This window comes from Microcystis sp. LE19-195.1E (genome assembly GCF_027532095.1).
In the GTDB taxonomy this organism is placed as follows: Bacteria; Cyanobacteriota; Cyanobacteriia; order Cyanobacteriales; family Microcystaceae; genus Microcystis; species Microcystis aeruginosa.
Window position 1 is genome coordinate 1 of sequence record NZ_JAPZSZ010000010.1, and the last position, 25,177, is coordinate 25,177.

Annotated in this window: 20 protein-coding genes and 1 pseudogene; 8 read left to right on the top strand and 13 right to left on the bottom strand. The window is 43.1% G+C overall.

The genetic code is table 11. The annotated features are described in order from the left end of the window. Nucleotides 1-141 precede the first annotated feature (141 nt). A pseudogene (locus O9300_RS00425) lies at nt 142-257 on the top strand (IS1 family transposase); the annotation flags it as partial. Between the two features lie 444 nt (nt 258-701). Beyond that, nucleotides 702-1,913: a PulJ/GspJ family protein gene (locus O9300_RS00430; protein ID WP_287969454.1), complete on the top strand. Its 1,212-nt coding sequence runs from the start codon at nt 702-704 to the stop codon at nt 1,911-1,913. Between the two features lie 239 nt (nt 1,914-2,152). On the opposite strand, the gene trpE is transcribed toward O9300_RS00430, so the two are convergent. From trpE to O9300_RS00475, 9 genes are all read right to left on the bottom strand, one after another. Further along, nucleotides 2,153-3,673 carry an anthranilate synthase component I gene (gene trpE, locus O9300_RS00435; RefSeq protein ID WP_287969365.1) on the bottom strand — a complete coding sequence of 507 codons (1,521 nt, stop codon included), beginning with the start codon at nt 3,671-3,673 and terminating at the stop codon, nt 2,153-2,155. Between the two features lie 358 nt (nt 3,674-4,031). Further along, complete coding sequence (locus O9300_RS00440; protein WP_002796771.1) at nt 4,032-4,457, bottom strand: photosystem I reaction center subunit II PsaD; 426 nt, start codon at nt 4,455-4,457, stop codon at nt 4,032-4,034. Between the two features lie 168 nt (nt 4,458-4,625). Further along, on the bottom strand, nt 4,626-6,263 hold the full coding sequence (locus O9300_RS00445) for an ABC transporter permease (protein WP_287969368.1): 1,638 nt from the start codon (nt 6,261-6,263) through the stop codon (nt 4,626-4,628). Between the two features lie 65 nt (nt 6,264-6,328). Further along, nucleotides 6,329-6,655, bottom strand: a complete 327-nt coding sequence (locus tag O9300_RS00450) for a hypothetical protein (protein ID WP_287969369.1) — start codon at nt 6,653-6,655, stop codon at nt 6,329-6,331. Further along, a complete protein-coding gene (locus tag O9300_RS00455) occupies nt 6,655-6,882 on the bottom strand; it encodes a hypothetical protein (protein ID WP_287969371.1) in 228 nt (75 codons plus the stop codon). Before O9300_RS00455 ends, O9300_RS00450 begins: the two co-directional genes overlap by 1 nt. A gap of 180 nt (nt 6,883-7,062) precedes the next feature. Beyond that, nucleotides 7,063-7,872, bottom strand: a complete 810-nt coding sequence (locus O9300_RS00460) for an MBL fold metallo-hydrolase (protein WP_287969374.1) — start codon at nt 7,870-7,872, stop codon at nt 7,063-7,065. Nucleotides 7,873-7,933: 61 nt separating this feature from the next. Further along, nucleotides 7,934-8,521: an anthranilate synthase component II gene (locus tag O9300_RS00465; protein ID WP_287969376.1), complete on the bottom strand. Its 588-nt coding sequence runs from the start codon at nt 8,519-8,521 to the stop codon at nt 7,934-7,936. 338 nt (nt 8,522-8,859) lie between these two features. Further along, nucleotides 8,860-9,360, bottom strand: coding sequence for a pentapeptide repeat-containing protein (locus tag O9300_RS00470; protein ID WP_002758466.1), 501 nt, complete (start codon nt 9,358-9,360; stop codon nt 8,860-8,862). Between the two features lie 2 nt (nt 9,361-9,362). Next, nucleotides 9,363-10,751, bottom strand: coding sequence for an LCP family protein (locus O9300_RS00475; protein WP_287969380.1), 1,389 nt, complete (start codon nt 10,749-10,751; stop codon nt 9,363-9,365). A 512-nt stretch (nt 10,752-11,263) separates the two neighbouring features. On the opposite strand from O9300_RS00475, the gene O9300_RS00480 reads away from it, so the two are divergent. Both O9300_RS00480 and O9300_RS00485 read left to right on the top strand, forming a co-directional pair. Next, entirely contained in the window at nt 11,264-11,941 is a 678-nt protein-coding gene (locus O9300_RS00480) for a C40 family peptidase (protein WP_287969382.1), read from the top strand. 162 nt (nt 11,942-12,103) lie between these two features. Then, nucleotides 12,104-15,208, top strand: coding sequence for an efflux RND transporter permease subunit (locus O9300_RS00485; protein ID WP_287969384.1), 3,105 nt, complete (start codon nt 12,104-12,106; stop codon nt 15,206-15,208). 860 nt (nt 15,209-16,068) lie between these two features. On the opposite strand, the gene O9300_RS00490 is transcribed toward O9300_RS00485, so the two are convergent. From O9300_RS00490 to O9300_RS00500, 3 genes are all read right to left on the bottom strand, one after another. Further along, nucleotides 16,069-18,438 (bottom strand): endonuclease MutS2, encoded by a 2,370-nt coding sequence (locus O9300_RS00490; protein ID WP_287969386.1) that lies wholly within the window; start codon nt 18,436-18,438, stop codon nt 16,069-16,071. 168 nt (nt 18,439-18,606) lie between these two features. Further along, nucleotides 18,607-19,008 (bottom strand): photosystem II protein Psb27, encoded by a 402-nt coding sequence (gene psb27 / locus O9300_RS00495; protein ID WP_287969387.1) that lies wholly within the window; start codon nt 19,006-19,008, stop codon nt 18,607-18,609. A 295-nt stretch (nt 19,009-19,303) separates the two neighbouring features. Then, on the bottom strand, nt 19,304-20,668 hold the full coding sequence (locus tag O9300_RS00500) for a sensor histidine kinase (RefSeq protein WP_287969390.1): 1,365 nt from the start codon (nt 20,666-20,668) through the stop codon (nt 19,304-19,306). 242 nt (nt 20,669-20,910) lie between these two features. On the opposite strand from O9300_RS00500, the gene O9300_RS00505 reads away from it, so the two are divergent. The 3 genes from O9300_RS00505 to O9300_RS00515 all read left to right on the top strand — a co-directional run bounded on the left by O9300_RS00505 (nt 20,911) and on the right by O9300_RS00515 (nt 23,310). Beyond that, a complete protein-coding gene (locus tag O9300_RS00505; RefSeq protein ID WP_190722986.1) occupies nt 20,911-22,170 on the top strand; it encodes an RNA-guided endonuclease InsQ/TnpB family protein in 1,260 nt (419 codons plus the stop codon). Then, entirely contained in the window at nt 22,145-22,837 is a 693-nt protein-coding gene (locus O9300_RS00510; RefSeq protein ID WP_002758477.1) for a response regulator transcription factor, read from the top strand. The genes O9300_RS00505 and O9300_RS00510 overlap by 26 nt, the downstream gene beginning before the upstream one ends. Before the next feature lie 170 nt (nt 22,838-23,007). Further along, the gene (locus O9300_RS00515; protein ID WP_287969392.1) at nt 23,008-23,310 is read left to right on the top strand and encodes a hypothetical protein; all 303 of its coding nucleotides are present in this window, start codon (nt 23,008-23,010) and stop codon (nt 23,308-23,310) included. Between the two features lie 57 nt (nt 23,311-23,367). On the opposite strand, the gene O9300_RS00520 is transcribed toward O9300_RS00515, so the two are convergent. Further along, entirely contained in the window at nt 23,368-23,856 is a 489-nt protein-coding gene (locus tag O9300_RS00520; protein WP_159249892.1) for a helix-turn-helix domain-containing protein, read from the bottom strand. A gap of 161 nt (nt 23,857-24,017) precedes the next feature. Here O9300_RS00520 and O9300_RS00525 point away from each other — a divergent pair, with 161 nt between their 5' ends. Further along, complete coding sequence (locus O9300_RS00525; protein ID WP_159297604.1) at nt 24,018-25,169, top strand: HesA/MoeB/ThiF family protein; 1,152 nt, start codon at nt 24,018-24,020, stop codon at nt 25,167-25,169. Nucleotides 25,170-25,177 lie beyond the last annotated feature (8 nt).

The window sequence follows — 25,177 nt, forward strand, 5'->3', positions numbered from 1 at the left end:
TGAAAATTTTTGCCTCAAACCCTATCTGCGTAAGGACTTCAGGATTTTGTGTCCAGTAGTCCATTAGTATTATATGGCTTTAACTCAGGCTCTGTAAGACTTTTAGCCATAGCTAGTATGTTTATACGGGGGAAGTCCAGAAATAATACCTTTCGACAAAGGATTTCTCGGCTGGTGAGAGAGAGTCTATCTTTCTCTAAAAAAATGGAGAATCACGTTGGGGATCCCTTTGGTATTTTATCCATGACTACAATGCACAGCAAAGGATTAAGCCGCCATCACTACTACCGAATCACCACCCATCCTTGATTGTAACCAGTCCTTGTGCCTTCTTATATCCTTGAGGGTCAACAATTATACCAATACAATTGTACAGAAAAACTCACCTGTAAAATCACTTACTCCCCAAAGCGATTAATAGCTGTGAACAAAATCACATTTTTGGCCATACCTAAATCACTATCTAGAGGATTTTCTCGGTCTATTGTGTAGTTAGTGGTGAAGTTAGTTAGGTCAAGACATTTTTCATCGGGAGTTTTCTGGGGAAATTGTCAAGGAAGTAGGTAGTAGTAAATTTTCACTGGTTTCCGAAAACCCTTTTCGACTTGATTGACCGATAGTTTAATAAAATCTCTGTGACTGCAATAAATGTTAAATATTTAGGCAAGTATATAAAATGGGAATCAGGACAGGTTAAAGCTATGCGTTTTTATTTAGAGTATATCAATCACTTGGGTCGTTTGCAGAAAAAATCCGCTCATCGTCGTCTGCAAGCGGGTTTCACGATTACAGAAGTCTTACTGGCAGGTTTGATGATGCTGATTGCCGTCTTGGTGGCGGGAATTGGCTTGATTAACCTGCTCAGAAGTAACTATCGAGCTAATGCCGATAGTGAAATCCGGAATAATCTTAATCGTACTCTAGAGTTTGTTTCAGATGAAGTGAGACGAGCAAGAATTATCGCTAATTCTGAAACAGCGATCACGAGTACTGAAGTACCCACAGTAGCGAAAGCAGGGAAAGCAGTTCTTGCTTTCCAAATTCCCGACCCCAACAATCCCAGTCAGGCTCCGCTCGATGAACAGATCGTTTACTATACCACCGGCCCTGAAAGTAGCTTGACCGGTTCGCGAGTCTTGTGGCGCTTTGGTCCAAACTTGGACGATAAGGGCAACTACATCACCCCCGCAAATGTTGCTACTTGGCAACATTCCCCCGTCACCGATATGTTAGCAGCGACTGCTAAGAACTCCAATTGTCCTACGGATTTTAACCGAATCGTCGCCCCTAGCAGTACTGTGGACGGTTTTTTTGCCTGTGTTCACAAGGATGGTAATCAAGTGATTTTGAATGCCAACGCTCAGGTAAAGATGACTACCAATGAGAAAGTTGAATACTCTGTCAGTACCAGAGTTTTCTCGAGAGCTTGTGGTGAAATATTTTGCCTCGCAAGCGGCACCTCAGACTCTCCCACCTCTACTACCACCTCTACTACCACCTCTACTCGTCCTTTTGCTAACAAAAGTGGTGGCGGGTCTAAAACAGAAACTCTACCCGTCCTTACCGTGCCGGCAACTGTTACAGCTACAGTTATTCAAGGAACAACTTGTACATTCAGTTCTTCCTGCGGTGTTGTTACTGCACCTGACAAATATTTGCCTGAGAAACCGGAAGGAGCTTTCGGTTCACCTGTTCTGGCAAATGCTGGAGATGGCATTTTGGTTTCTGTGAATGGGTTGCGTAATGTCTATGAAGACACTGAAGCTCAAACCGTAGATGTATATACCTCTGATAGCAGCAATTTACCTCCAAGCATCAAGAGTCTTACTAATAACGAAATTTTATTCGTGTTTACGACTAAAACGACTCCAGCAACCTCCTATCATATTTTAGTAACCATTGAACCCAAGTAGCTAAACTTATGGCAATAAGCTGAAACCTTGATGTTATCCTGGTTAGGGTTTGCGGCAAAAAGCTTTTCCTGGGGGCAGGGTGTAGGGTGTGGGGTGTGGGGTGTAGGGTTTTACCCATTTTCAGGGGGTCAATTACCTAATTTTCAGGGAAAAAGTCCCTGAATTTTCCCCCCGATCACTTCAATCACTGGCACTTTTTGATGGGAAAAAAGTCTAAAGGACGATCCTGGGCAAAAAATCTAACTTAAACAGCGAATTGCCTCCAATAAACCCCTGGCTTTGTTGAGGGTTTCTTCATACTCTTTCTCCGGCTCAGAATCGGCTACTAACCCTGCTCCTGCTTGCACGGAAACCAGATAATTTTGATTACCTTGGGGACGAACAATCATAGTGCGAATTGTGATGGCACTATTTAACTGTCCCTCGAAATCGTAGTAACCATAAACCCCTGAATAGGGACCACGACGACAGGGTTCCAATTCATGGATAATTTCCATAGCGCGAATTTTCGGGGCCCCACTGACGGTTCCCGCGGGAAAACAAGCTTTTAATAAATCCCAAGCACTTTTATTGGTTGCTAAATCCCCGACCACATTACTAACAATGTGCATAACGTGGGAATAACGTTCAATTATCATTAATTCATCCACTTTGACCGTACCTCGATCGCACACCCGACCTAGATCATTTCTCCCCAAATCCACTAACATAATATGCTCGGCAATTTCTTTGGGATCTTGCAATAAATCCGTTGCTAAAGCTTGATCTTCACTCAAGTTTTGTCCCCGGCGACGGGTGCCAGCAATTGGTCTGACCGTAGCCTTTATTTTACCTAATTCGTCCCGTTCTGCCTTAACCATCACTTCAGGACTAGAGCCAATAATTTGCCAATCCTTAAAGTTATAAAAAGCCATGTAAGGAGAAGGATTAATCAGACGCAGGGAACGATATAAATCGAAGGGATGACCCTGATAATTAGCATTTAAACGCTGGGAAATAACCACCTGAAAAATATCCCCCGCTTTGATGTAATCCTTCGCTTTCAAGACATTTTGACAGAATTTTTCCTGAGTTGTATTGCTTTCATAGACTAATTCTTTCCCCTGACCAACGGGTAATAATTCCAGGGTTTTGGCATTAGTTGGTAGGGGTAATCGTAACTTCAGAACTAACTGTGTCACTCGATCGCAGGCCGCTTGATAAGCGGCCGCTAAATCGGGATTTTTACCCCGGATATCGGCATAAGCGATCGCCCAGATTTTCCGTTTAACTTGATCGAAAATAATCAGATTATCCACCTGCATCCAAATACCATCTGGTAGATCGGCATCGGTAGCGGGATAAATAGGCACTCGCGGTTCGATCCAATTAATTAATTCATAACCCCAAAAACCAAATAAACCCCCTATTCCGGCGGGTAATTGCGGCAATTTAACCGGCACGATCGGGGCTAAACATTGGGTTAAAATCTCGAAAGGATCCCCCGAAAAAATCTCTTGAGAACCATTGCGAAAACTTTGGGTAGTGGTGTTTCCCCGCGCTTCTAATACCCAGACGGGATCACCTCCTAAAAAGCTGTAGCGTCCCAAGGTTTCGCCCCCTTCCACCGACTCTAATAAAAAATTGTAGGCTTGATTGGCACAAACTTTATACCAGGCCGAAACGGGTGTTTCTAGGTCAGCGATCCATTCTTGATAGACAGGAATAAAGTTACCTTGGCCAGCGAGTTCACGAAAGCGATCGAAGTCGGGGAAGATCATATTTTGATGGTTCAGGAAACGGATAGCACAACACTTGTAGGGGAGAAAACGGAATTATGAATTATGAATTATGAAGGAGTGGGAAGTGGGAAAGTGGGGAAGTGGGGAGGTGGGGAAGTGGGGAAGTGGGGAAGTGGGGGAATTTCAACTAAAACCCTAACACCCCCCGCAACGCGCACACAGTGACCACCCTATCTCCTGACTCCTAACTCCTAACCCCAGGAAAAACTTTTTCAGCAAACCCTAACTAGCAATTAATTGCCGATTGCGATAAGAGAAATCGAGAGTCAGAAGTTAAATCTTGGGGCTAAATAGCTTCTTAATCTAACTCCCCACTCTCGATTTTAGGGATTATTTATTATGCTTCGTAGGGAGTGACACCAGAGAACTTAATTGTCGCTGGTTCGGGGTTTTTGCCGATATTGCGGTCTTTTTTGCCGAAAAATTCACGACCGGCGTTAACTTTTTCGGGGAAGACACCATCAGCAGGGTGGAGATATTGCACTTCACCACTGGGGTAAATCCGATAGATTTTGTAATCTTCGATTTTGGGCTTGAATTTCGTCCGTAATTGGGTACCAAGAGCGAGCGCGTGTTCTTTGCGGGCCAAATAGAGGAGATTTTCGCCTTCGTTCATGATAGCGGCGCCACCGGTGGGCATTTCAAAGACTTGTTCTTTGCTGCTGGTCCAGGTGATGGCGTACTTTTCTTCCAGATCGGCTTTGGTGAGTAAACCGCCCGTGCTGCCACCGAACTTAGGAGCTTTTCCAGAAAGTTCTGTCATAGGATTTTGTTCTCTCTACAAAAATAAACAAAAGGGGTTTTAGGGAATCCTATCACTGACACCCCCTCTCTCTAGTAGTCTTGTCAAGAACTGTAACATTATTTTGTACTACACTATAGAACTAAGCTCTTGGCCGATCGCCAACTTGCCTAGGAATCAGCCGCCACTTTAATCGATCGCCCGCCGGGAAATTTGCCAACTTAAAAAAATTACCGGAATTAATCCCACCAAGACAATGGCCAGGGCCGGTGCCGCCGCTTCCACTAAACGTTCATCACTGGCGTATTGATAAACGCGCACCGCTAGGGTATCAAAATTAAAAGGTCTTAAGACCAAAGTAGCCGGTAATTCCTTCATCACATCGACAAAAACTAACATAGCCGCCGTCAATAATCCCCCCGACAAAAGAGGAATATGCACTTTAATTAAAGTGGCCCCGGTGCCATAGCCAAGGCTGCGGGAAGCATCATCTAAACTAGGTTTAATTTTACTTAAACTCGATTCTAATGTGGAAAAAGCTACGGCTAAAAACCGGACAATATAGGCAAAAATCACACAGAAAATCGTGCCGCTCAGAATTAAATTGATATTTAATCCTTGATTGAAAAAGTTATCTAATTTGCCGAGAGGAATTAAAACCCCCACTGCGATCACGATGCCGGGGATAGCGTAACCAGCCGCCGCAATCCGCACAGAACCCTTAAGAGTTTTATTCGGATTAATTCTTTCCCCGTAGGCGAGAATTAAAGCTAAAACTACCGCAATAATTGCGCTTAAACTAGCCAGAAAAAAACTGTTTACCGATAAACTAAGAAAGTCATTATTAAAAGTTTCTTGGGCATGATTAAAGGCTAGATAGGCCAGATAGAAAGCAGGGGCGATAAACCCAAGAAATACTGGTAAAAAACAGGCGATCATTACCCAAAAACTCCGAACAAATCCTAGTTTGTACTTAGTCGGTGACTGGAAACGATTGGTCATTTCATAGTAACGAGCTTGACGACGGGAGGATTGTTCAAGGAAAACTAAAACGAGGATAAATACCATTAAAACTGTGGATAACTGCCCCGCAGCTATGCGATCGCCCATACCGAACCAAGTATTATAAATCCCCGTGGTAAAAGCATTAATTCCAAAATACTGCACCGTACCAAAATCGTTAAGAGTTTCCATTAAAGCTAGAGCTAATCCCGCCATAATTGCCGGTCTTGCTAGGGGTAAAGCGACAGTAAAAAAACTGCGCCAAGGATTACATCCCAAGGAGCGACTTGCCTCCACCGTGCAGACAGATTGCTCTAAAAAACCGACCCTTGCTAACAGATAAACGTAGGGATAAAGCACCAGTATTAACATCAGAATCCCCCCCCAGAGAGAACGGATATTAGGAAACCAATAATCCTCGACACTATTCCAACCGAAAACACTTCTTAAGAACGTCTGCACCGGACCAAAATAGTCCATCATATTGGTATAAGTATAGGCCAAGAGATAGGCAGGAGCGGCAAGGGGTAGTAATAATAACCATTGAAATTGTTGACAACCGGGAAATTGACACATCGTTGTTAACCAAGCTGTGCCGACACCGATGATTAAAACGCCGCTGCCCACCCCGCACATTAACCAAAAAGAATTAACTAGATAATCCCAGAGAACAGTTTCGATCAGATGTTGCCAGACTTGACTGGAATTAGTTAATAAACTACTGGCAACCGATAAAATTGGCAGGGAAACAAGCAGGGCAATTAGTAAAACCGCAATTGTCCATCCCTGTCTAAAAAAAGAGCGAGATTCTTTCAGCAAAAACATTTTTAATAAGATTGTTAAAGCAATTTTTAGAGAACGGTCTAGTTATGCCTTCTTCGCTTGTGAGGTCAACTTACAGCCAGCAGTTCATTCAGCTTGTTTTTCAGATTTGGCGATGTCATCAGTGGGTTGTAAACTTCTCCTGCGTAAGGTTGCCAAACATAACTAGGGCTAAAGGAGCGAAAGACTGGCAATATTCCTAGCTCGCCTGCAAGTGGTTTCGCTAAAACCAGTCCTGGGATAGATAGATTGGATGATTCTTCGATAAGCTCAGTGTATGTTCTAAATTCATCGACTTCAACACCAACCAGTGCATAACGGAAGGTGGGGGCAAATCCTAGGGACTGATAGAATAGAAAATCTAGGAGAACATTAGTATCAATTAAAACTCTCACTAAAGATATTTCTCCACCCGACGATCTTCCAACATGGCAGCCACTTCTTGGTCGGTTGGTGCAAGTTGGTCTGTTTTGAGTAAGCCACGCATCCGTTCAATTGCACCAGAACGATCAGGTCTAGCAATTGGGGTACTCTGCAAGGACTCAATAATGGCGCTAACTAGCGCAAGTCGATCGCTCGGTGATAGCTTAACCGCTTCTTCCTTTAGGTCTTGTAGTAACATAGACATTCCTTGGGGCTGAATATTCTGGAATTTATTAAAAATAATTATAACCCTGATTTATGATCAGGGCTGTAGGGTGAGTTGGCAATAACGTAACCCGGCGAATATCAGGAAATTGATGGTGCGTTACACGAGAAAAAATTAGTTAATCAATAGGCCTAGGTCATTGGCTCCTAAAAATTAGGATTTCTGTAACAGTTTGCGGTAGTCAAACACGCGAATGAGAGTCCCTTTTTTGGGTAAATCGGCGGCACGAATCCGTAATTTGTTGTCCTCGATCAAACGGATATTTTTATCCTTGACTAACTTGAGAAACTCATCTACAGACACCAATTCACAGGCATTTTTATCGGCGGCACTGGTAAAGTATTGCGTCGGGACAGCAATTCGCGGCTGTAAAACTTCGATCGCCTGTTTTGCTTCTTGGGGATTATAATTTTTTGGACCACCTCCCACGGGAATAAAAGCTAAATCCGGCGAACCTAGGAGAATTCTTTGTTCTAATTCGATTGGGGCCGCTGCCCCCCCTAAATGGACAATACTAATCCCCGCTTGGGTCCAACGCCAGGCCACATTCATACCGAAACGTTGCCCACCCATGCGATCGTGGGCGATACTAATACCCTGTAATTTTAATTTACCCAGATCGTAGGCCCCCGGCTCAAACAAAATTTTCGGATTACCGGGTAAACCCTCGGCCGCCCCTTCATCCCACAGTTGACTACTAATTAAAACGATATCTGCTTCTACTTTTGGCAAAGGAAAACCCGCCGTACAACCGATCGCCCGGAAAGGATTAACTAGGACTCTTTGCCCTCCTCCGGTGAATAAAAAGCAACTATGACCCAACCATTGAACTAAGAGGGAATTATCGGGTTTTTGGGGGGAAGTGGGGTTAGTGGGTTTCGGTTTAGTTTCCGCTAAAACTGAGCTTACTGCCACGGTTAAGAAACTTGCCCCCGCCGATAAGATAAAATCTCGCCTTTTCATAAATGTAGATGCAGAATTAATCAATTGAAGGTTAATTTCAGGGGTTGGGGATTAGCAAACACTAGAGGGATCGCAGAAAGTTTCTTAAAAGTTCCTTGCCAGCAGTGGTTAAAATACTTTCGGGATGAAATTGTACTCCTTGAATGTGGGGGTAATCCCGATGACGGACTCCCATGACCGTGCCATCTTCTACCCAGGCCGTGATCTCTAAATTATCCGGCATGGTGGAGCGCTCGATCACTAAACTATGGTAACGGGTGGCAGTAAAAGGATTTTCTAAGCCTTGAAATACCCCTTCATTGTTGTGATAGATTGGGGAAGTTTTGCCGTGCATCAAGACTGGGGACCAGACCACATCCCCTCCGAATACCTGACCGATACTTTGATGACCGAGACAGACCCCCAAGATTGGCATATAGGGGCCAAATTTGGCGATTAATTCCAGAGATATGCCCGCATCGACCGGACGACCCGGACCGGGGGAAATGACAATTCCATCCGGCCGCATTTGTTCGATCGTGGCCAGATCGATTTTATCATTACGATAGACCTCGATCGGCACGGCGATCGGGAACTCGGAGGCTAATTCTCCCAAATACTGGACTAAATTGTAGGTAAAACTATCATAGTTGTCGATGACGATTATCAAGAGTCTCTCTCCTTTCTTTAGCCTCGCTCAGTATTTTCATTCTACACCCCGGCTGTCTCGATCGAGATAGCCGGGGTGTAGGGGGTAGGCTATTTTTGAGCAGTCAGCTAGAATCTGCCCGGAATTGCTAATTAGGGTTTGCGGCAAAAAGTTTTTTGTGGGGACAGGGTGTGGGGTGTGGGGTGTGGGGTGTGGGGTTTTGAGGGGGTCAATTACCTAACTTTCAGGGAAAAAGTCCAGGGATTTTCCCCCCGATCACTCCCAGATCTGGTACTTTTTGATTGATAAAAAGTCTAAAATTATTACCCAACAAGGTTTTTAGATTTATTCAGCAAACCCTAATCACAGCCTAAACTATCTCTGGTGGCCACTCCCGTGACCGGATTAATCCCATCGGCCCGTTCACACATTAACTTGACCTGGTAGTTATCAATGACCGCGTTAGTGAAATCGGCCCCGGTAATAATTGTGTCATAAAAACGGCTACGAGTAGCGATCGCATCGGTAAAAATAGTATTGGTTAAATCGGCAAAATCGAGGGTAACTCTATCTACCAAAGAGGCGGTCAAATCGGCCCCTTTTAAGTTAGCTTTTAAGAGGACAGCCTCGGTGAGAATGCTATAGGATAAATCGGCCCCTTCTAGGTTAACTCCCCGCATCGCGGCGGCGGCGAAAACTCCTCCGCGTAAATCCTGATGGGAAAAATCCCGATCTTGCAGCTGGGCAAAACTATAGTTAATCGTTTTATCTTGGGCTAAAGCCACTGGACGGGCCGCGAAAAGTAGCCAAAGAATCGCCAGCAAAATAATTAAAACCAGACTGAAAAAATTTTTCAACATTGTTACTGTTGAGCGTCGAGAAACTGGGCCACATCATCACCCACCCGAATGGTTAGGTCTGAGTCTAAAGCACCAGTGGAGGATGATTCTACTTTACCGATTCCCAATTGATTTTTCAAGACGTTAGCCGACTGAACATCACCTTTTTGGGCAATAATTGCCGTGGTTTCTAGCTTTTGGGAGGAGTCATCGCTAATATAAACATTTGTATAGCCCCGTTTGGCCAGATAATTACGAGTACGACGGGCTAAACCTTTGGTATGGGTGGCATTTTGAATGGCAATCCTCAGACTATAAACGGAGGTTTCTCCCCCGGAATAGTTATCGGTAAAATTGTTAGCCACAATGGTTCTGATTTCGCGACGGTTCAAAATCCAATAACTGCGACCATCGTATTCCTCAAGGCTATTAAACCGGCCGGGGAGTAGGATCATTCTCAAGTCATCCTGTTTAATTTCCCTGCCAAAATTAGCGATAGCCAGCATTTCCTCGACGCTTAAATTCGTATCGATATATTGTTGTAAAACCTGTACTGCTTTCGGGAGACTGGGGAGAATTGTCGGACTAAAAATCTTTTGTTGTAGTGCTTTTAATAAAATTTGTTGTCTTTGTACGCGACCGACATCGCCGTATTGGGGGTTACGAAAACGGGCAAATTGTTCGGCCTGGTCGCCGTTGAGATTTTGCCAACCCTCTTGTAAATCAATTTCTAATTTTTGGGTGACATCTTTATGATACATTCGTTCGGGGACATAAACCTCTACACCCCCGACTAAATCGACTAATTCCTTAAAGGCATCGGTAGTCACCCGCACATAGCGATCGATGGTAATATCCCCTAAAGTATTACTAACCACTGCTGCCGCTAGAGTTGGTCCGCCGTGAACATTGGCATCGTTAATTTTAGTGAAACCGTGGCCGGGGATTCTGACACGGCTATCGCGAGGGATAGACAACATTCTCACGGTTTTATCGCCGGGGTCGAAGCGCACTAGGAGCATGGTGTCGCTGCGACCTTTAAATACATCGTCGCTGTTTTTGGCATCTAAAACTCGATCGATGCCCATAACTAAAATATTAACAGGACGAGAAAGCTGCTGGTTAATTAAGCTATTCCAAGCTTGAGCCTCAAGGATGTCTGTTTGGGTGGGAAAAGTCGTTTTTTGGAAGATAGCCCCAATTGGTGCGGGTAAGGGACTAATTAAAGCGACGGCAGCCCCGAGAGTAGCGGAAACTAGGGCGGTAAAACTGAGGGTTATTCCCCAAAATAAGCCCCTTTGCAGGGGAGATGCTTTTTTAAAACCGGACATGACTGAACTGACCACCGTGACGGTATTTTCTGAGTTTTGGCTGTATTCTTGCTTTTCAAACCGCCCGGAAACATTGGCCATGGACTAACCTCAACATCTGATTAAAAGCTTACTCTAGGAGGTGACTGCTGATCGATAGAATCTATCTCTAGCCCAAAAGTTCCATATATTGGTCACTCCCCCCTCCCGCCGGTTATTGTAACATATTGTTAAGGAACCGGCTATCATAGACCTGTGGTAAAAATCAAAATTTGTCTTGGTTGGTTAGGAGTCGGTCGTCAGTAGTCAGTAGTCAGGAGAATTAAGAATGAATAATGAGCAATTAAATGGTCTATTTAGAGATTTTATGCCATTTAATCCTTATTTTTGCGTTTTTTGAACCCTGAAAAGTTAATTAGGCAAGAGGAATTTGAGGGATTCAGTTCGGTTATAAATTATCTCTGTGGCCAAGAATTAAGAGAGGTGGAAACTTGAAGATGACAGAACTAAGGTTACTCTCCTTATTTATTTTATCATTAAATCCTCAATTTTATCCCTTAGCTTTTGGCTAGTTGGGCATTTGTTTCTGTCAATATAACTCTGACCTATTTTTTATGAAAATCATCTCTATTCCCCCATCATCGACCCAAGAATATCTCTGTATAAGAGACTTAAATCTCTACAATTCTCCCAGTTGTCAAGAGTTAGCTACCCAAGCACAACAGGGAAGACACTTAAAATTTATTTCCCTAAAAATTACCGAAAAAGGGCTACAAATTCAGCTAAGGGAAGATAATTATTTAGCTTGGTTATGCGGAGAAGATTTAGATGCAATTGCGGTGGCCACCACAGCTTATCAAAAAATTACTCTAACTCGTTCAGACATAGAAAAACATATTCCTGAGATTATCACTTTTACTCAGGAAGCAAGGAACCGTACCAATCATTATCTCTGGGGTGGAACCCTTGCACCTAATTACGATTGTTCAGGATTAATCCAGGCTGCTTTTGCCACTTTTGGCATTTGGCTGCCGAGGGATTCCTATCAACAGGAGGCTTTTTGTCAAAAAATAAACCGAGAGGAATTACTCCCAGGAGATTTAATTTTTTTTGGTGATAAAAGAGTTAATCATGTGGCGTTATATCTAGGGAATAATCAATATATCCACAGTTCAGGAAAAGAAACAGGTAACAATGGTATCGCTATAAATCTACTTACTGATGATAGGGATAGCGTCAGTCTTCATTATTATCAAAAATTATGGAGTTTCGGTCGAGTTATGCACAATTAATCAGTTATCAGGGAAATGGGGAAATGGGGAAATGGGGAAATGGGGAAATGGGGAAATGGGGAAATGGGGAAATTTCAACTAAAACCCTAAAACCCTAAAACCCCAAAACCCCAAAACCCCAACCCCTAACTCCTCACTCCTTACTCTCCCCCATAGGTAATCATGTCAGAAAACATCTCCCTAAGCGGTCTGTCAATTCGTCGTCACATAGGAGTATTGATGTTAACTATAGCAGTTATCATCATCGGTCTTTTTTTTCTAAATCGTTTAGAAGTGGACTTGCTTCCTTCTATCACTTATCCCCGCATTAGTTTAAGGATGAATGTACCCGGAGTTTCCCCGGAAGTCATTCTCGAAGAAGTCACTAAACCCCTAGAAGAAGGAATGAGTGCCACCGAGGGAGTAGTGCAAGTTTATTCAGAAACTCGCGAGGGAAGGATGCGAGTAGATTTATTTTTTCAACCGGGGGGAGACTTAAATGTCGCTTTAAATGAAGCTACCGAAAGTTTTAATCGTGTCCGACAAAATTTACCCGATATTATTGAGGAACCGCGCTTAAACAAATTTGAACCCTCTCGTTTACCCGTCTATGAATTCGCTGTCGTTTCTGATACCCTATCCCTAAAAGATTTAAGATTATTTGCCGATGAAGAATTAGGGAGAGAATTAGGATTTGTGGAAGGAGTGGCAGTGGTGGACGTGATTGGGGGAGTTAGAGAAGAAATTCAAGTTAATATTGACCTGCAGCGATTACAATCTTTAGGAGTGGGATTAAATCAGGTTTTAGACACCCTAAAAAGACGCAATCAGGACATCTCTGGGGGCCGACTAGAGGGAGAAACCGGGGAACCTTTAACCCGTGCGGTGGGGAAATTTAAAAACGTAGCCGATATCCAAGATTTAGCACTGACCGATAGTAATAATCCCGAAGAAAAAATCTATCTGCGGGATGTGGCCAGAGTTATCGATGGGACAGAAGAACAAAGAATTTTTGTCACCCTAAATGGAAAAAATGCCGTGAGGGTTAGCGTCCAAAAACAACCGAATGCGAACACGATTGCTGTGGTAGAAGGGGTCAAAAAACGCATTACAGAATTAAAAAAATCCGGGTTAATGACCGGGGGAATACAAGTCGTCCCCACTACTGATGAGTCTGTATTTATCCAAAACGCGGTTAATAACGTGGTTTCGTCGGGACTAGCGGGGACAATTCTAGCAGGACTGACTGTATTCGTCTTTCTCGGTTCCCTGCGACAGACTTTTATCATTACCCTAGCGATTCCTCTTTCTACCCTCGTCGCAATTATCTGTATGAAGTTATTCGGGTTATCGATAAATGTGTTTAGTTTGGGAGGATTAGCACTAGGGGTGGGTATCGTGGTGGATAATTCCATTGTCATGCTGGAAAATATTGCCCTCAAAGTTAATCAAAACCAAAATAAGCGAGATTTTTTAGAAATTGCCCGGAATAGCAGCCAAGAGGTAGAATCTGCTTTATTGGCCTCCACTGCGACTAATCTCGTCTCTATCCTGCCATTTTTATTACTGGGTGGTTTTATTTCCCTGCTGTTTAACGAGATTATCCTCACTATCAGTTTTGCTGTGGCTGCTTCTCTGCTGTGTGCGTTAACCGTTGTTCCCATGTTGGCCAGTCGTTTGTTAAATATGGGGGTTTCCAGTGGTATTCAGCGATTTTGGCTCTTAAGAGTCTTTAGTCAACGTCTAGAAGGTTTAACCATCCTCTACGGTCGTTTTTTAGCTAAAATCATCCACTACAGAATACCTGTTATCCTGCTGGCCTTTTTAATTTTAGGGGGAAGTAGTTTTTATCTCTGGCAATATATCCCCCAAGAAGTCTTTAGTCGTATTCAAACCGGACAGGTGAACGTTTTTGCCCAATTTCCCCCGGGTACCAATTTAAATACTAACCGTCAGGTGATGCGGGAAGTAGAAAAGATTTTATTATCACAACCGGAAACTGAGTATGTTTTTACTACCAGTGGCGGTTCTCTTTTTGGCACAACTACCAATGAAAATATTTTGCGCGCTTCTAGTACGATTAATCTCAAAAAAGGCACTAATACAGAAGCATATATCGAACGGATGAGCAAAGCACTAGAGCAATTAAACCTCGTTAACGTGCGTTTGCGTCTCACCCCCGGTCAAGTGCGCGGTATTATTCTGAATAACTCTCCCTCCGTTGGTGCCGATGTGGATGTGATGTTACAGGGACGCGATGGGAAAACTTTAGAGCAAGCTGGTGAAGAAATCCTCAGTATTCTCGATGAAAAAGTCCCTAGTGCGCGTTTTCGTGCCGATGCTGACCCCAGACAACCAGAAATTCAGATTAAACCCGATTGGACACGCTTAAATAGTTTGGGATTGAGTACCCTGGAAGTGGGACAAACGCTACGGACCGCTATTCAAGGATCGATCCCCACCCAACTGCAACGGGGAGAAAGATTAATCGATATCCGAGTGCAATTGGACCCCAACTCGCGGCAAAAAATTAGTGACATATCACAAATACCTATTTTTGTCAATAGACAAGAAGACTTAAAATTAGCAGATATAGCCCGGATTGAAGCGGGAAAAACCCCCGGAGTCATCCAGAGAATCAATCAGCGTCAAGTTTTTATTATTATCGGCAGTTTAGTCGAAGGGGCGAAATTAAGTGACGCACTCGTGGGGGTACAATCGGTTTTAAATTCCACTCCCTTACCCGATGGTATCAGCATTTTACCCAGTGCTGCCGCCACGTCTAATCAAGAAATTCAGGGTTCTTTGGGTTTATTAGCGGGTTTATCAGTATTTTTAGTCTTTGTGGTCATGGCCGTGCAGTATAACTCACTCATAGACCCTTTGGTGATTATGTTAACCGTTCCTTTGGCCCTAGCGGGGGGAATTTTCGGACTATATTTGACCAAAACCCCGATTAATGCCATTGTCATCGTCGGGGTGGTTTTATTGGTGGGCATTGTGGTTAATAACGGGATTATTATGGTGGAATTGGCGAATCAATTGCGGCAAGAATTCGGTTTTACTCGACTACAAGCTATTTTAAAGGCCGCTCCCCAACGTTTACGACCGATTTTAATGACTACCGTGACCACGGTTTTAGGTTTATTTCCCCTCGCTTTAGGATTGGGAGAGGGGGGAGAATTCCTGCAACCTTTAGGAATTGTCGTTTTTTCGGGTTTGTCTTTAGCAACTCTGTTAACTCTGTTTATTATTCCCTGTTTTTACGTTTTATTCTCTAGAAAATAATCCCCCTGCACAGTGGGAAGTGGGGAAGTGGGGAAGTGAGGAAGTGGGGAAGTGGGGAAGTGGGGAGAATAAATAAAAAAAGTCTCCTATCTCCTGACTCCTGACTCCTGACTCCTGACTCCTGACTCCTGACTCCTAACTCCTAACTCCTGACTCGGAGAATACTGTCTCCTAACCCAATGTTGGCCAAAGATAAGCAAAAATTATTTACTGACTCCAAAAACTTGAGAATATTTAAATTAACATTTCGCAATATTTATAAATTCTTAAGAATTAATTGAGAAAGATTTTTATTTAACAACGATGTTACAATGGTTACAGCGATTTGATAGAATTTCATAATGGGTTATTATGTGCTTTTTTGGGCAGCAATGGCTCAAACCCTTGCCACACCTACAAGGTGATCCTAATTAAGACAGGTAAATCAGTCAATTTCACCCATAACGATGATCTTTTTTTTGTGTAGTTTTATTGCAAAAAAAAAGTTTTTTTGACAAAAAACACAAAGTATGATAGGAACCCAATGTATTTCTGGCTGCCAGTAGTTATTGCAGAGTGGGAAGTGGGGAAGTGGGGAAGTGGGGAAGTGGGGAAGGGGAGCATCTCACCTTTGTAACCCCTAAATCAGGTTTTATGTCAAACTATTTTGAAAGCCTTACTAGAAACCAGTTTGAGGGACAAGTATAATTACTCACTTGTATAAAAATGAGATGCTCCCTGGGGAATGGGGAAGTGGGGAAGTGGGGAGTATTTTCAGTGATCAGTAAACAGTAAACAGTGAACTGAAAACTCACATCTGATAACTGATAACTGATTCAAGGCTGACTCCTAACCCGACAAAAAACTTTTTGCCGCAAACCCTAAGTTAAATAAGCGATAGTTACCCCCGAACCTCCCTCATTTTGGGGGGCTAATTGAAAGCGTTTTACCTGGGGATGACGGGATAAAAAATCGTGAACACCTTGACGCAATTTCCCCGTACCTTTACCGTGAATAATCCATAATATGCCCGATGGGGTGGCGCGGGTGATCGCCTGTTCGATATCCGTTTCTGACTCTGCCACCCTTGAACCGCGAATATCGACAGTATTATTAGCAGTACGAATTAAAGGAGTCTCCTGGGGTTTTGCGGGAGTTTGTGGCAAATTTTTGGCAGGTTTTGGCGCAGTTTCCACTTTTTGACCATCCAAAGACTCAATCTGGTCTAAGGGTAGGGTCATCTTCATCATCCCGAAACGCAGGGAAATCTCGTCTGATGCCGGTGAAATTGCTAAAACTTCGGCAGTTTGTCCCAAATTGGGCAAGCGCACCCTTTCCCCCACTTGCGGACGATAATTAACCTTAGTTTTTTCCGTTTTTGGTAATAACCTTTCTGCGATCGCAGTTAACTCCTCTGTGGCTTTTTGGGCATCTTTACCGGTTTTTGTTCCCGCTTGCAATCGGCGAATAACGTCATTAATCTCTGCTTTTGCCGATAGTAAAGCCTTTTGTATCTCCTGCTCCTGATAACGCTTTAATTCTCGCTCTCTCTCCTGTAGAGAATTGGCCCGCGTGGAAACTTCTGTATAAAATTTCTCCGTTTGTTGCAGTAATTGACTAGCTTCCTTAGCTTTTGACTCCTGTTCTCGTCTTTGCGCTTCCAAACCAGCAATTACTTGATTTATCTCCTCCGATAACCCCCCCAGATGATTTCTCGCTTCGGCCACAATTTCGGGACTTAATCCCAAACGCTGGGCAATAGTTAAAGCATTAGAACGCCCCGGAATGCCCCATAATAGTCGATAAGTGGGGGAAAGAGTGCGATCATCAAACTCTACCGAGGCATTTTCAAAGCGAGAATCTCGATACTTTAACGCTTTTAATTCCCCGTAGTGAGTGGTAGCCACCGTCAGTAAACTATGATCGGCGAGGTATTGTAAAATAGCGATCGCTAAAGGACTTCCCTCAGCCGGATCCGTACCTGCTCCCACCTCATCGAGTAAAACCAAGGAACGAGAATTTAAAGCCGCTAAAATGCGGACAATCCGGCGAATGTGACCCGAAAAAGTCGATAAACTCTGTTGCAAAGACTGTTCATCCCCGATATCGGCTAAAACGTGATCGAACCAGGGTATCTCTACCGGTTCCCGCGCTGGAATAAACAGGCCCGCTTTCGCCATTAAAGCCGCTAATCCGAGGGTTTTTAAAGTAACGGTTTTTCCGCCGGTATTTGGTCCGGTGATGGCAACAACGCGAATTTCTGGGCTAATCTGCACATTTATTGGTACGACCTCCCCCCCCTGTTCGTGGTGTTTTTGCCACCAGAGCAAAGGATGACGCAAATTCCGCAAAGTAATCGTTTCTGAACCATCGATAAAGTGGGGGGGATTACCCTCTAACCATAAACTGTAACGGGCCCTAGCGGTGGCCAGATCGAGCCTAGTAGCGATCGCTAGTAAATATTCTAAGTCCTCAAAGGCTTCGGCGATTGTATTACTTAACTGCCGCAGGATTTTTTCTTCTTCGATTTGTTCCTGACGACGATATTGCCGCAGTTGATTGCCTTGGTCAACGATAGAGTGAGGTTCAATGTAAAAAGTCGCTCCTGTGCTGGAAGTATCGTGAATTATCCCCGGTATTTGCTCTTTTTGTGCTGCTTTGACGGGAATCACCCAGCGGTCGCTTCTTTGGGTAATGACCGCTTCTTGGATAGCACCGCCCTGTTTTTGCATGATATCCTGCAATTTGCGGTAAATTCGCTCTTTAATCACCTTCATTTGTCCCCGAATTTCCCGTAATTGGGGACTAGCGCGATCGGATATCCGGCCATCTTCATCGATACAACGGTGTATTTCCTGTTCTATCTCTGGATAGGTGCGAATTTCGGCTACTAACTCTTTTAAAACTGGTATATCTTCCTGTTCGTCAATTAAACGCCGTAAACGTCGCACTCCGGCCAAAGTCGTGGCAATATTTAAAAGTTCCTGTCCCGATAATAACCCCCCCAGATGCGCCCTTTCTAGGGCATCACCGATGTCGGTAATCCCATCAAAGGAAAGACGACTATCTAATTTTTGTTCTAAGCTATAAACTTCTTTGGTTTGGCAGAGTAGGTTTAAACTTTCCTCTTTGCTTTCTGGTAACGGCAATTGACGAATCGCGATCGCACCGAGTTTAGTCGCTGCAAAAGTAGCTAGGTGTTGACATAGCCGCGGCCATTCCAATAATTCTAGGGTTTCGTCTTGAATCAATTTTGTAGTTTTTTATAATACGCTTTGTATTTCTAGTCTAACCGGATTTGGTCTGATTTTTACAGGAGTGGGGTGTGGGGTATGGGGTGTGGGGAGATGGAGGGATTTCAACTAATACCCCAAAACCCCAACTCCCCAAAACCCTAACACCCAACCCCTAATCTGTATCTAAATTCCTTTCTGGAGAGAGAATTGTACCTGTTTAAATTCTTGTTTTAAACGTTGTTTGAGTTTGTCGGGGATGGGACGGGAACCGTAGGCGGTATAATAACCAGCTAGAGAGTTTAAGGCTGTTTGCATAGTAGTGAAAGAACGCAAACCCCCGGATTTTTTATCTCGTCGGTAGAGGGAGATGTAATCGTTGATTTGTTCCTTTGCTTGCGACTCAACTGTCGCTTTATTCGGGTCATCTTTGACTAAATCAAGGGCTGTGGTTAAAGTTTCAATCACCGTCAGGGTATCCTGTCCATAATTGCCGGTTAACTGCGAACTACTAGAACAACCCATCAATCCGATGACCAGGACGAGAACCAAAGCTAATAAGCGAGAAATGTAAGGTTTTAGAGACATATTTTCAACACCATAAGTTAATCCCAAGTCACCTTATCCTATCAGGAAACCGTGACCAGTTCCCCAGGAGAGTTAACTGGCTGCAAAAATCAGGGGTCAACTGGGGGTAAATAGCCAAAATATAGGCTTTTTGGGCGGTAAAAGCCCTATTTTTGCCTAAAATTTCGATGCCATCAACCCGGAGTGAGTTGATTCTGGACTAATTCCAGCTGCGATAAAAATTCTTCGTTGCTTTCGTCCGGTTTCGAAAGAAAGAAAGTTACATTTTGTCATCTTTAGACCGCTCAAGCTGGAACTAGGGTGAAATGGGCAGTTTGACGGTAAAGCTTGTTCCCTTATCCACTTGGCTATCTAGGGCGATTTCGCCGCGGTGGAGTTCGACGCATTTTTTAACCACTGCTAACCCCAATCCCGTGCCGATAATATTTTCCACATTCTGACCCCGATAAAAGGGTTCATAGATCTTACCTCTATCTTCCTCGGCAATGCCGATACCGTGATCCCGGACTTGAAAAACAATGCGATCGCTATCTTTCCACAAAATCAAACTAATCCCTGCTCCTGTGGGGGAATATTTAATCGCATTTAAGAGTAAATTACTTAAAATCGAGTAGAGCAGTTTCTCATCTAGATAAGGACGGATCATCAATCCCTGACTGACAAATTTAATCGGGGTATTATTTTTATTGATAAATTGAAAATCCTCGACTAAATTTAAACAAAAAGCTTCAATATCGAGCGGCTCTAGCCGACAACTGAGATTACCAGATTCTGCCCTTGTTAAAATCAAAATATCTGTTAAGAATTGATTCATTAGCTTGACAGAAGACTGGATTCTATATAGGTTTTTTCTGCTCGACTGTTCTGCATCTTTTAAGCCATTTTCTAATAACTGCGAGGCGGAAAGAATCACGGTTAAAGGAGTTCGGAACTCATGGGATATCATAGAAAAAAGCTGAATTTTTAGATCGGAAAGTTCTTTTTCCTGTAGTAATAAACGGTGAATTTCATCACTTTTTTGTCGCCGTTTCTCTTGCCAAAAAATCAAAAAATAAACTCCGGAAATAATCCCAAAACTGATAAAAGTTCCCAGTAAACCCAAAAGAGAATTTTCGCTGATACTATCCCTAGAACTAGCGATGCTACTTCTTAAATTCCTTTTCTGACTAGCTTGTAAATAGGTAAGAAGATTTTGAAACTTATCCCGGACTTCGACACTTTTAACCGTGATTGCATCTTGAGAAATATCATCGGATTGATCGGATTTATAGGTGGCGATCGATTGATTAAATAAAGTAATTCGCCGATACATTAAATCCCCGATCTCAGTCACCATTTCCCGCTCGAAATCCGTGCCGTTTTCTAATTGTTTAGCCAGGAGTTGCCAGTTAGATTGCATCAAAGCGATCGCCCGATGATGACGGCTTAATTCCCTAGGGCTGCCAGTTGTGATATAACCCCGTCTTCCCGATTCGGCCACCGCCATGTTAGCGTAAAGATTAGCGAGATTATCGATGATCTCGTAGGTAACTTCCACCTCGGCAGCGCGCTGACGCAGGGCGAGGGTATTGCGATAGGAAACTAGGCTAATAGTTCCCATCAATAAGACAGTTAGCCCGAAACCTCCCGCGATCCATTTTCCTTGTTTGAGCCAATTCATCAGGAGTTAACCGACGCTATTTCCAGCTTACTCTATCTAAATGGAGCAAGAGGACTCCCGTTAAATTTCTCCTTAATTAAAAATATACCAGAAATTAACGGGAGATGAATTGCCCCCAGAATCTAAACTAACGCGACAGCGTTTCCTAATAAGGAAAGGCTTGATTCTTAAGGTATGTATGAGCTTGACATATTTAAGCGGAAGTGTTATACTGAAAAGATAGCACAGATGGGGTCAGGCTGATGTTAAATGTTTTAAAAGTGAGAATATACCCAAACAAAAAACAGGAACTAGCCTTAGCTAAAAACTTTGGTTGCGTCCGTTTTGTTGGGAATTACTACTTAAATAAAACTAACAATCAGTACCTAGAGACTGGTAAAGGAATGACCTACTGTGACATGGCAAAAGACCTTACCAAACTCAAGAAACAGCTGGATTTTGAATGGTTAGCTGAGGCTACTGCCGCTACCTTGCAGCAATCATTGAAAAACTTAGAATCTGCTTTTAAGAACTTCTTCTCAAAAAGAACAAAATTCCCTAAATTTAAAAGTAAGCACAAAAAACAATCAATCCGTTATCCTGAAAGTTGTTCAATTAGAAATAAGGGAATTAAGCTACCTAAATTAGGGGTTGTAAAAGCTAAGATTTCTCAAGTAATAAATGGTAAGATTAAATCCGTAACTGTTTCTAAAACCAGTACAGATAAATATTTGGCTGCCATCTTGTTTGAGATGGATGACTCAACAACCATTGAAAAACTAAAAATATCAGGGATAGACCTAGGTTTATCTTCTTTAGTTACGGTTTTTGATGGTGAAACAACCTACAAGATTGACCCAATCAAACCTACCAGAAAATATGCTAAACGTTTAAAGCGGAGACAACAAGCATTGTCTCGTAAAGCCAAGGGGTCTAATAATCGCCAAAAAGCCATTAAGGAGGTAGCCAAGGTTCACGAAAAGATAGCAAATACTAGACAGGATTTTCTTCATAAACTCTCCAGAAAGTTATGCGATGAAAACCAAATCGTTGTAGCCGAGAATCTGAATATTAAAGGGTTAGCAAGGACTAAATTAGCCAAATCAATACATGACGCTGGTTTTGGTATGTTGCTTAATTTCTTGGACTACAAGCTAAAAAGAGAGGGAGGAAAACTTGTAGAAGTTGACAGGTTTTATCCGAGTACAAAACTCTGTTCTTGCTGTGGATTTAAAAATGATTTATTGACTCTCAGTATTCGTGAATGGATTTGTCCAGAATGTAAGACGCAGCACGATAGAGATGAAAACGCCGCCAAGAATGTAAGGGAAGAAGGTATGAGAATACTGTCAACAAATACCGATGGACAGTCGGAATTTCAAGCTTGGGGAGAAACTGTAAGACTCGTTGGTACTTGTACCGAAAAGCGGGTTTGGGGTGAATCAAGAATCCCCCGTCACAGCGTCAGCTTAACGGCGGGAGTGTCAAGTCTAGACCATGCGAATTTTAGTAGTAGAAGATGATATGCAACTAGCCGAGATTTTGCGAGAGGCATTGAGCGAGCGACAATACGTTGTCGATGTGGCTAGAGACGGAGAAGAAGGCTGGAATTGGCTAGAATTAGGCAAATATGACCTTTTAGTTCTCGATGTCACCCTGCCAAAATTAAGCGGAACTTTGCTCTGTCAACGTCTGCGACGAGCGGAATCCCATCATCCCGTCTCTGCTAATGCCACCGTTCCCGTCCTATTATTAACCGCAAGGGATACGGTAATCGATAAAATCGACGGATTAGACGCAGGGGCCGATGATTATGTCACTAAACCCTTCGATTTGGGCGAATTAATGGCGCGGATTCGGGCCTTGATCCGACGTGGCAGCAGCACCAGCAGTGTTTTATTATCTTGGGGGGGGTTGCAGTTAAATCCCAGTACCCACGAGGCCAGTTATAACGGTCAACTTCTTTCCCTCACCCCCAAGGAATTCGCTCTCTTAGAATTACTTGTTACCCATGGGCGCCGGGTCTTAAGTCGATCAGGTATTATTGAGCGAGTTTGGTCTTTGGACGATTCTCCGGCCGAGGAAACCGTTACTTCCCATATTCGCGGTCTTCGTCACAAGCTAAAATCCCTCGGTGCGCCGGAAGACTTTATTGAAACCGTTCACGGTCTTGGTTATCGTTTAAAGTAATATCTGCCTTGGGACAGTAGACAAAATCATTTCTGCACGAAATCTGCACGAAGTTTGCAGAGGGTTTCCATAATCACCCGTTAAATTAGAAAGTTAGACAGGTGCAGGGCTTCTAAACAATCAGAGCGGTCAAACCTGTGACTCTCCTCTCCTAAACGGGGCTGCTTGACATGATTTATACGCGATTTGACTATCACGGTTGGCAGATTGAATTGAGCGCAGAAATGCAGGGTTATTCTTTTCAATGTTGGCGAGTGGATGGCAGGGAAGGAATTAGCGATTGCCTAGTTTATGCCACCTCTGAACAAGCTTTAGCGGCTGCCCGACACCGGGCGGATCTAGAGTCCGCTTGTCTTGCCCTACTGCGGTTTCTCAATGATATCGGCGGCCGGAATTATTACCTCACCCGCGATGATCGCGATGCTCTTAGCCGGTCAATTTTAGAATATGCCCGTCTAGGTGATGTTTTCTAATTTCTTCCCCGGAAGTTTTCCCCTGATTGAGAACATGATCATCATTCAAACGCTTAATCAAGTATCCATTTTCTCAGCGTCTTGACTTTTTTCTGATTCATTTTGATAACTACCCATATTATTTGAGGTAGGGATGGCAAGATTGAAATGAATAACGACTTGAGTTGTTTCTACAGTCACATTAGTTATATTAGCCACACTTTGCTCAGGTAAAAGCTTAGTCATCGGAATTTCAGCAGAAGGATGTTTATAACCTGCTTCTTCTAACCATTGGGTAATATTACGCCAATTATCAATACGTCCGTTATTCTTATCCAGTAAATTCTTAACATAACGATACACCGTAGCACAAAGATCCGTCTCTACCCCGTTAGGGTTTTTATGGAGTTTTTCAGCGATTTCTGAGGGACTACAGCCACACAGTAGGCCGCGCAGATGAGTTTTTTCCACAGGGGTTAGGGGTTTTCCTTTGGCGAAGGTGAGATCAGCGTAGAGGGTTTGTAAGTCCCACTGTTGCGCTGCTTGAGTAAATGGCTCATTGTGCATTGTTGTTACACCCTGATAAACTCCTGATAGCATCTTAGCAAAAAATCTGATATTTGTTAGCATTTACCCTGATATTCTTCTGAAATCATGGAGTAGTATATCAGTATAGGCACTGAATAAAATCAGTAAACAGCCTATATTTCTCAGTGTTCTTAGAGTATATGGAATGGACTGATGTATCTCTACCGCCAGATGAACGATATTCCCGACATGGCCTAATCGATTGGTGGAATCAAGATAAACTTACCCGTGCAAACGTATTAGTTGTTGGGGCGGGTGCTTTAGGGAATGAGGTACTGAAAAATCTGGCTTTAATTGGCGTTGGTCACATCACTGTCATTGATTTTGATACTGTATCAATTACTAATTTGACTCGTTCTGTTTTATTTAGAGAGTCAGACGTAAATCAGCCTAAAGTCGAAGTTGCCCGTCGCATGATACTAGAGATTAATCCCGACATATCAGTGAGAGCAATTCAGGGAGATTTAGAGTTTGATCTTGGTGTCGGGAATGTGCGGGAACATGACATTATTATTGGTTGTTTAGACAGTATCAATGCTCGTTGGGCAATTAATAACATGGCCTATCGTGCGGGGATTCCGTGGATTAATGGGGGAATTGGTGTGGTTAATGGAGAAATCAGTTTCTTCGATCCTAACACCGATGCTGCTTGTTATGAATGTACCATTACAGATCGGATGTGGAAACGCCGAAACCAGCGATATTCTTGTCAAGGTTTAAAACGGGATCTCCCAGAGAAATCAATGCCCACAACTGCGACAATTACTTCCATTATTGCGGCAATGGAAGTTCAACAGGCTTTACTTTATTTACACCAAAAAGAGGGGGTATTAGAAGCAGGAGAAAAGCTTTTTCTGAACTTAAATCCTTGGAATGCCTTTAAGGTCAAAATTCCTCGTCAAGAGTATTGTTTAGCCCATGATTTAACCCTTGAACCGAGTATTAAGTTAACTTATTCACCAAGTTTAACGGTTGAGGAAATTCTTAAACAGTTAGATGTGTCTGGATTTTCTGATTCGGTGCTTTGGCTACGAAATGAAGTCATTGATAGGATGCAATGCTTAAATTGTGGTGATCAAGAACCGATCAACATTCCTCGTTCTCAGTTTGCTGAAAGAGATATTGTATGTCCTAACTGTCAACAAGAAAGACAGATTCAGATATTAGATAAATTCTCTTTAGCAACTACCCAAAACCCTATTAACCTTGAACAATTATGTCTTCCTCATAACGAGATTCTACATTGCGAGACATCCCAAGGTCGAATATCAATTCAATTTTGCCCAACATAGGAGGAACT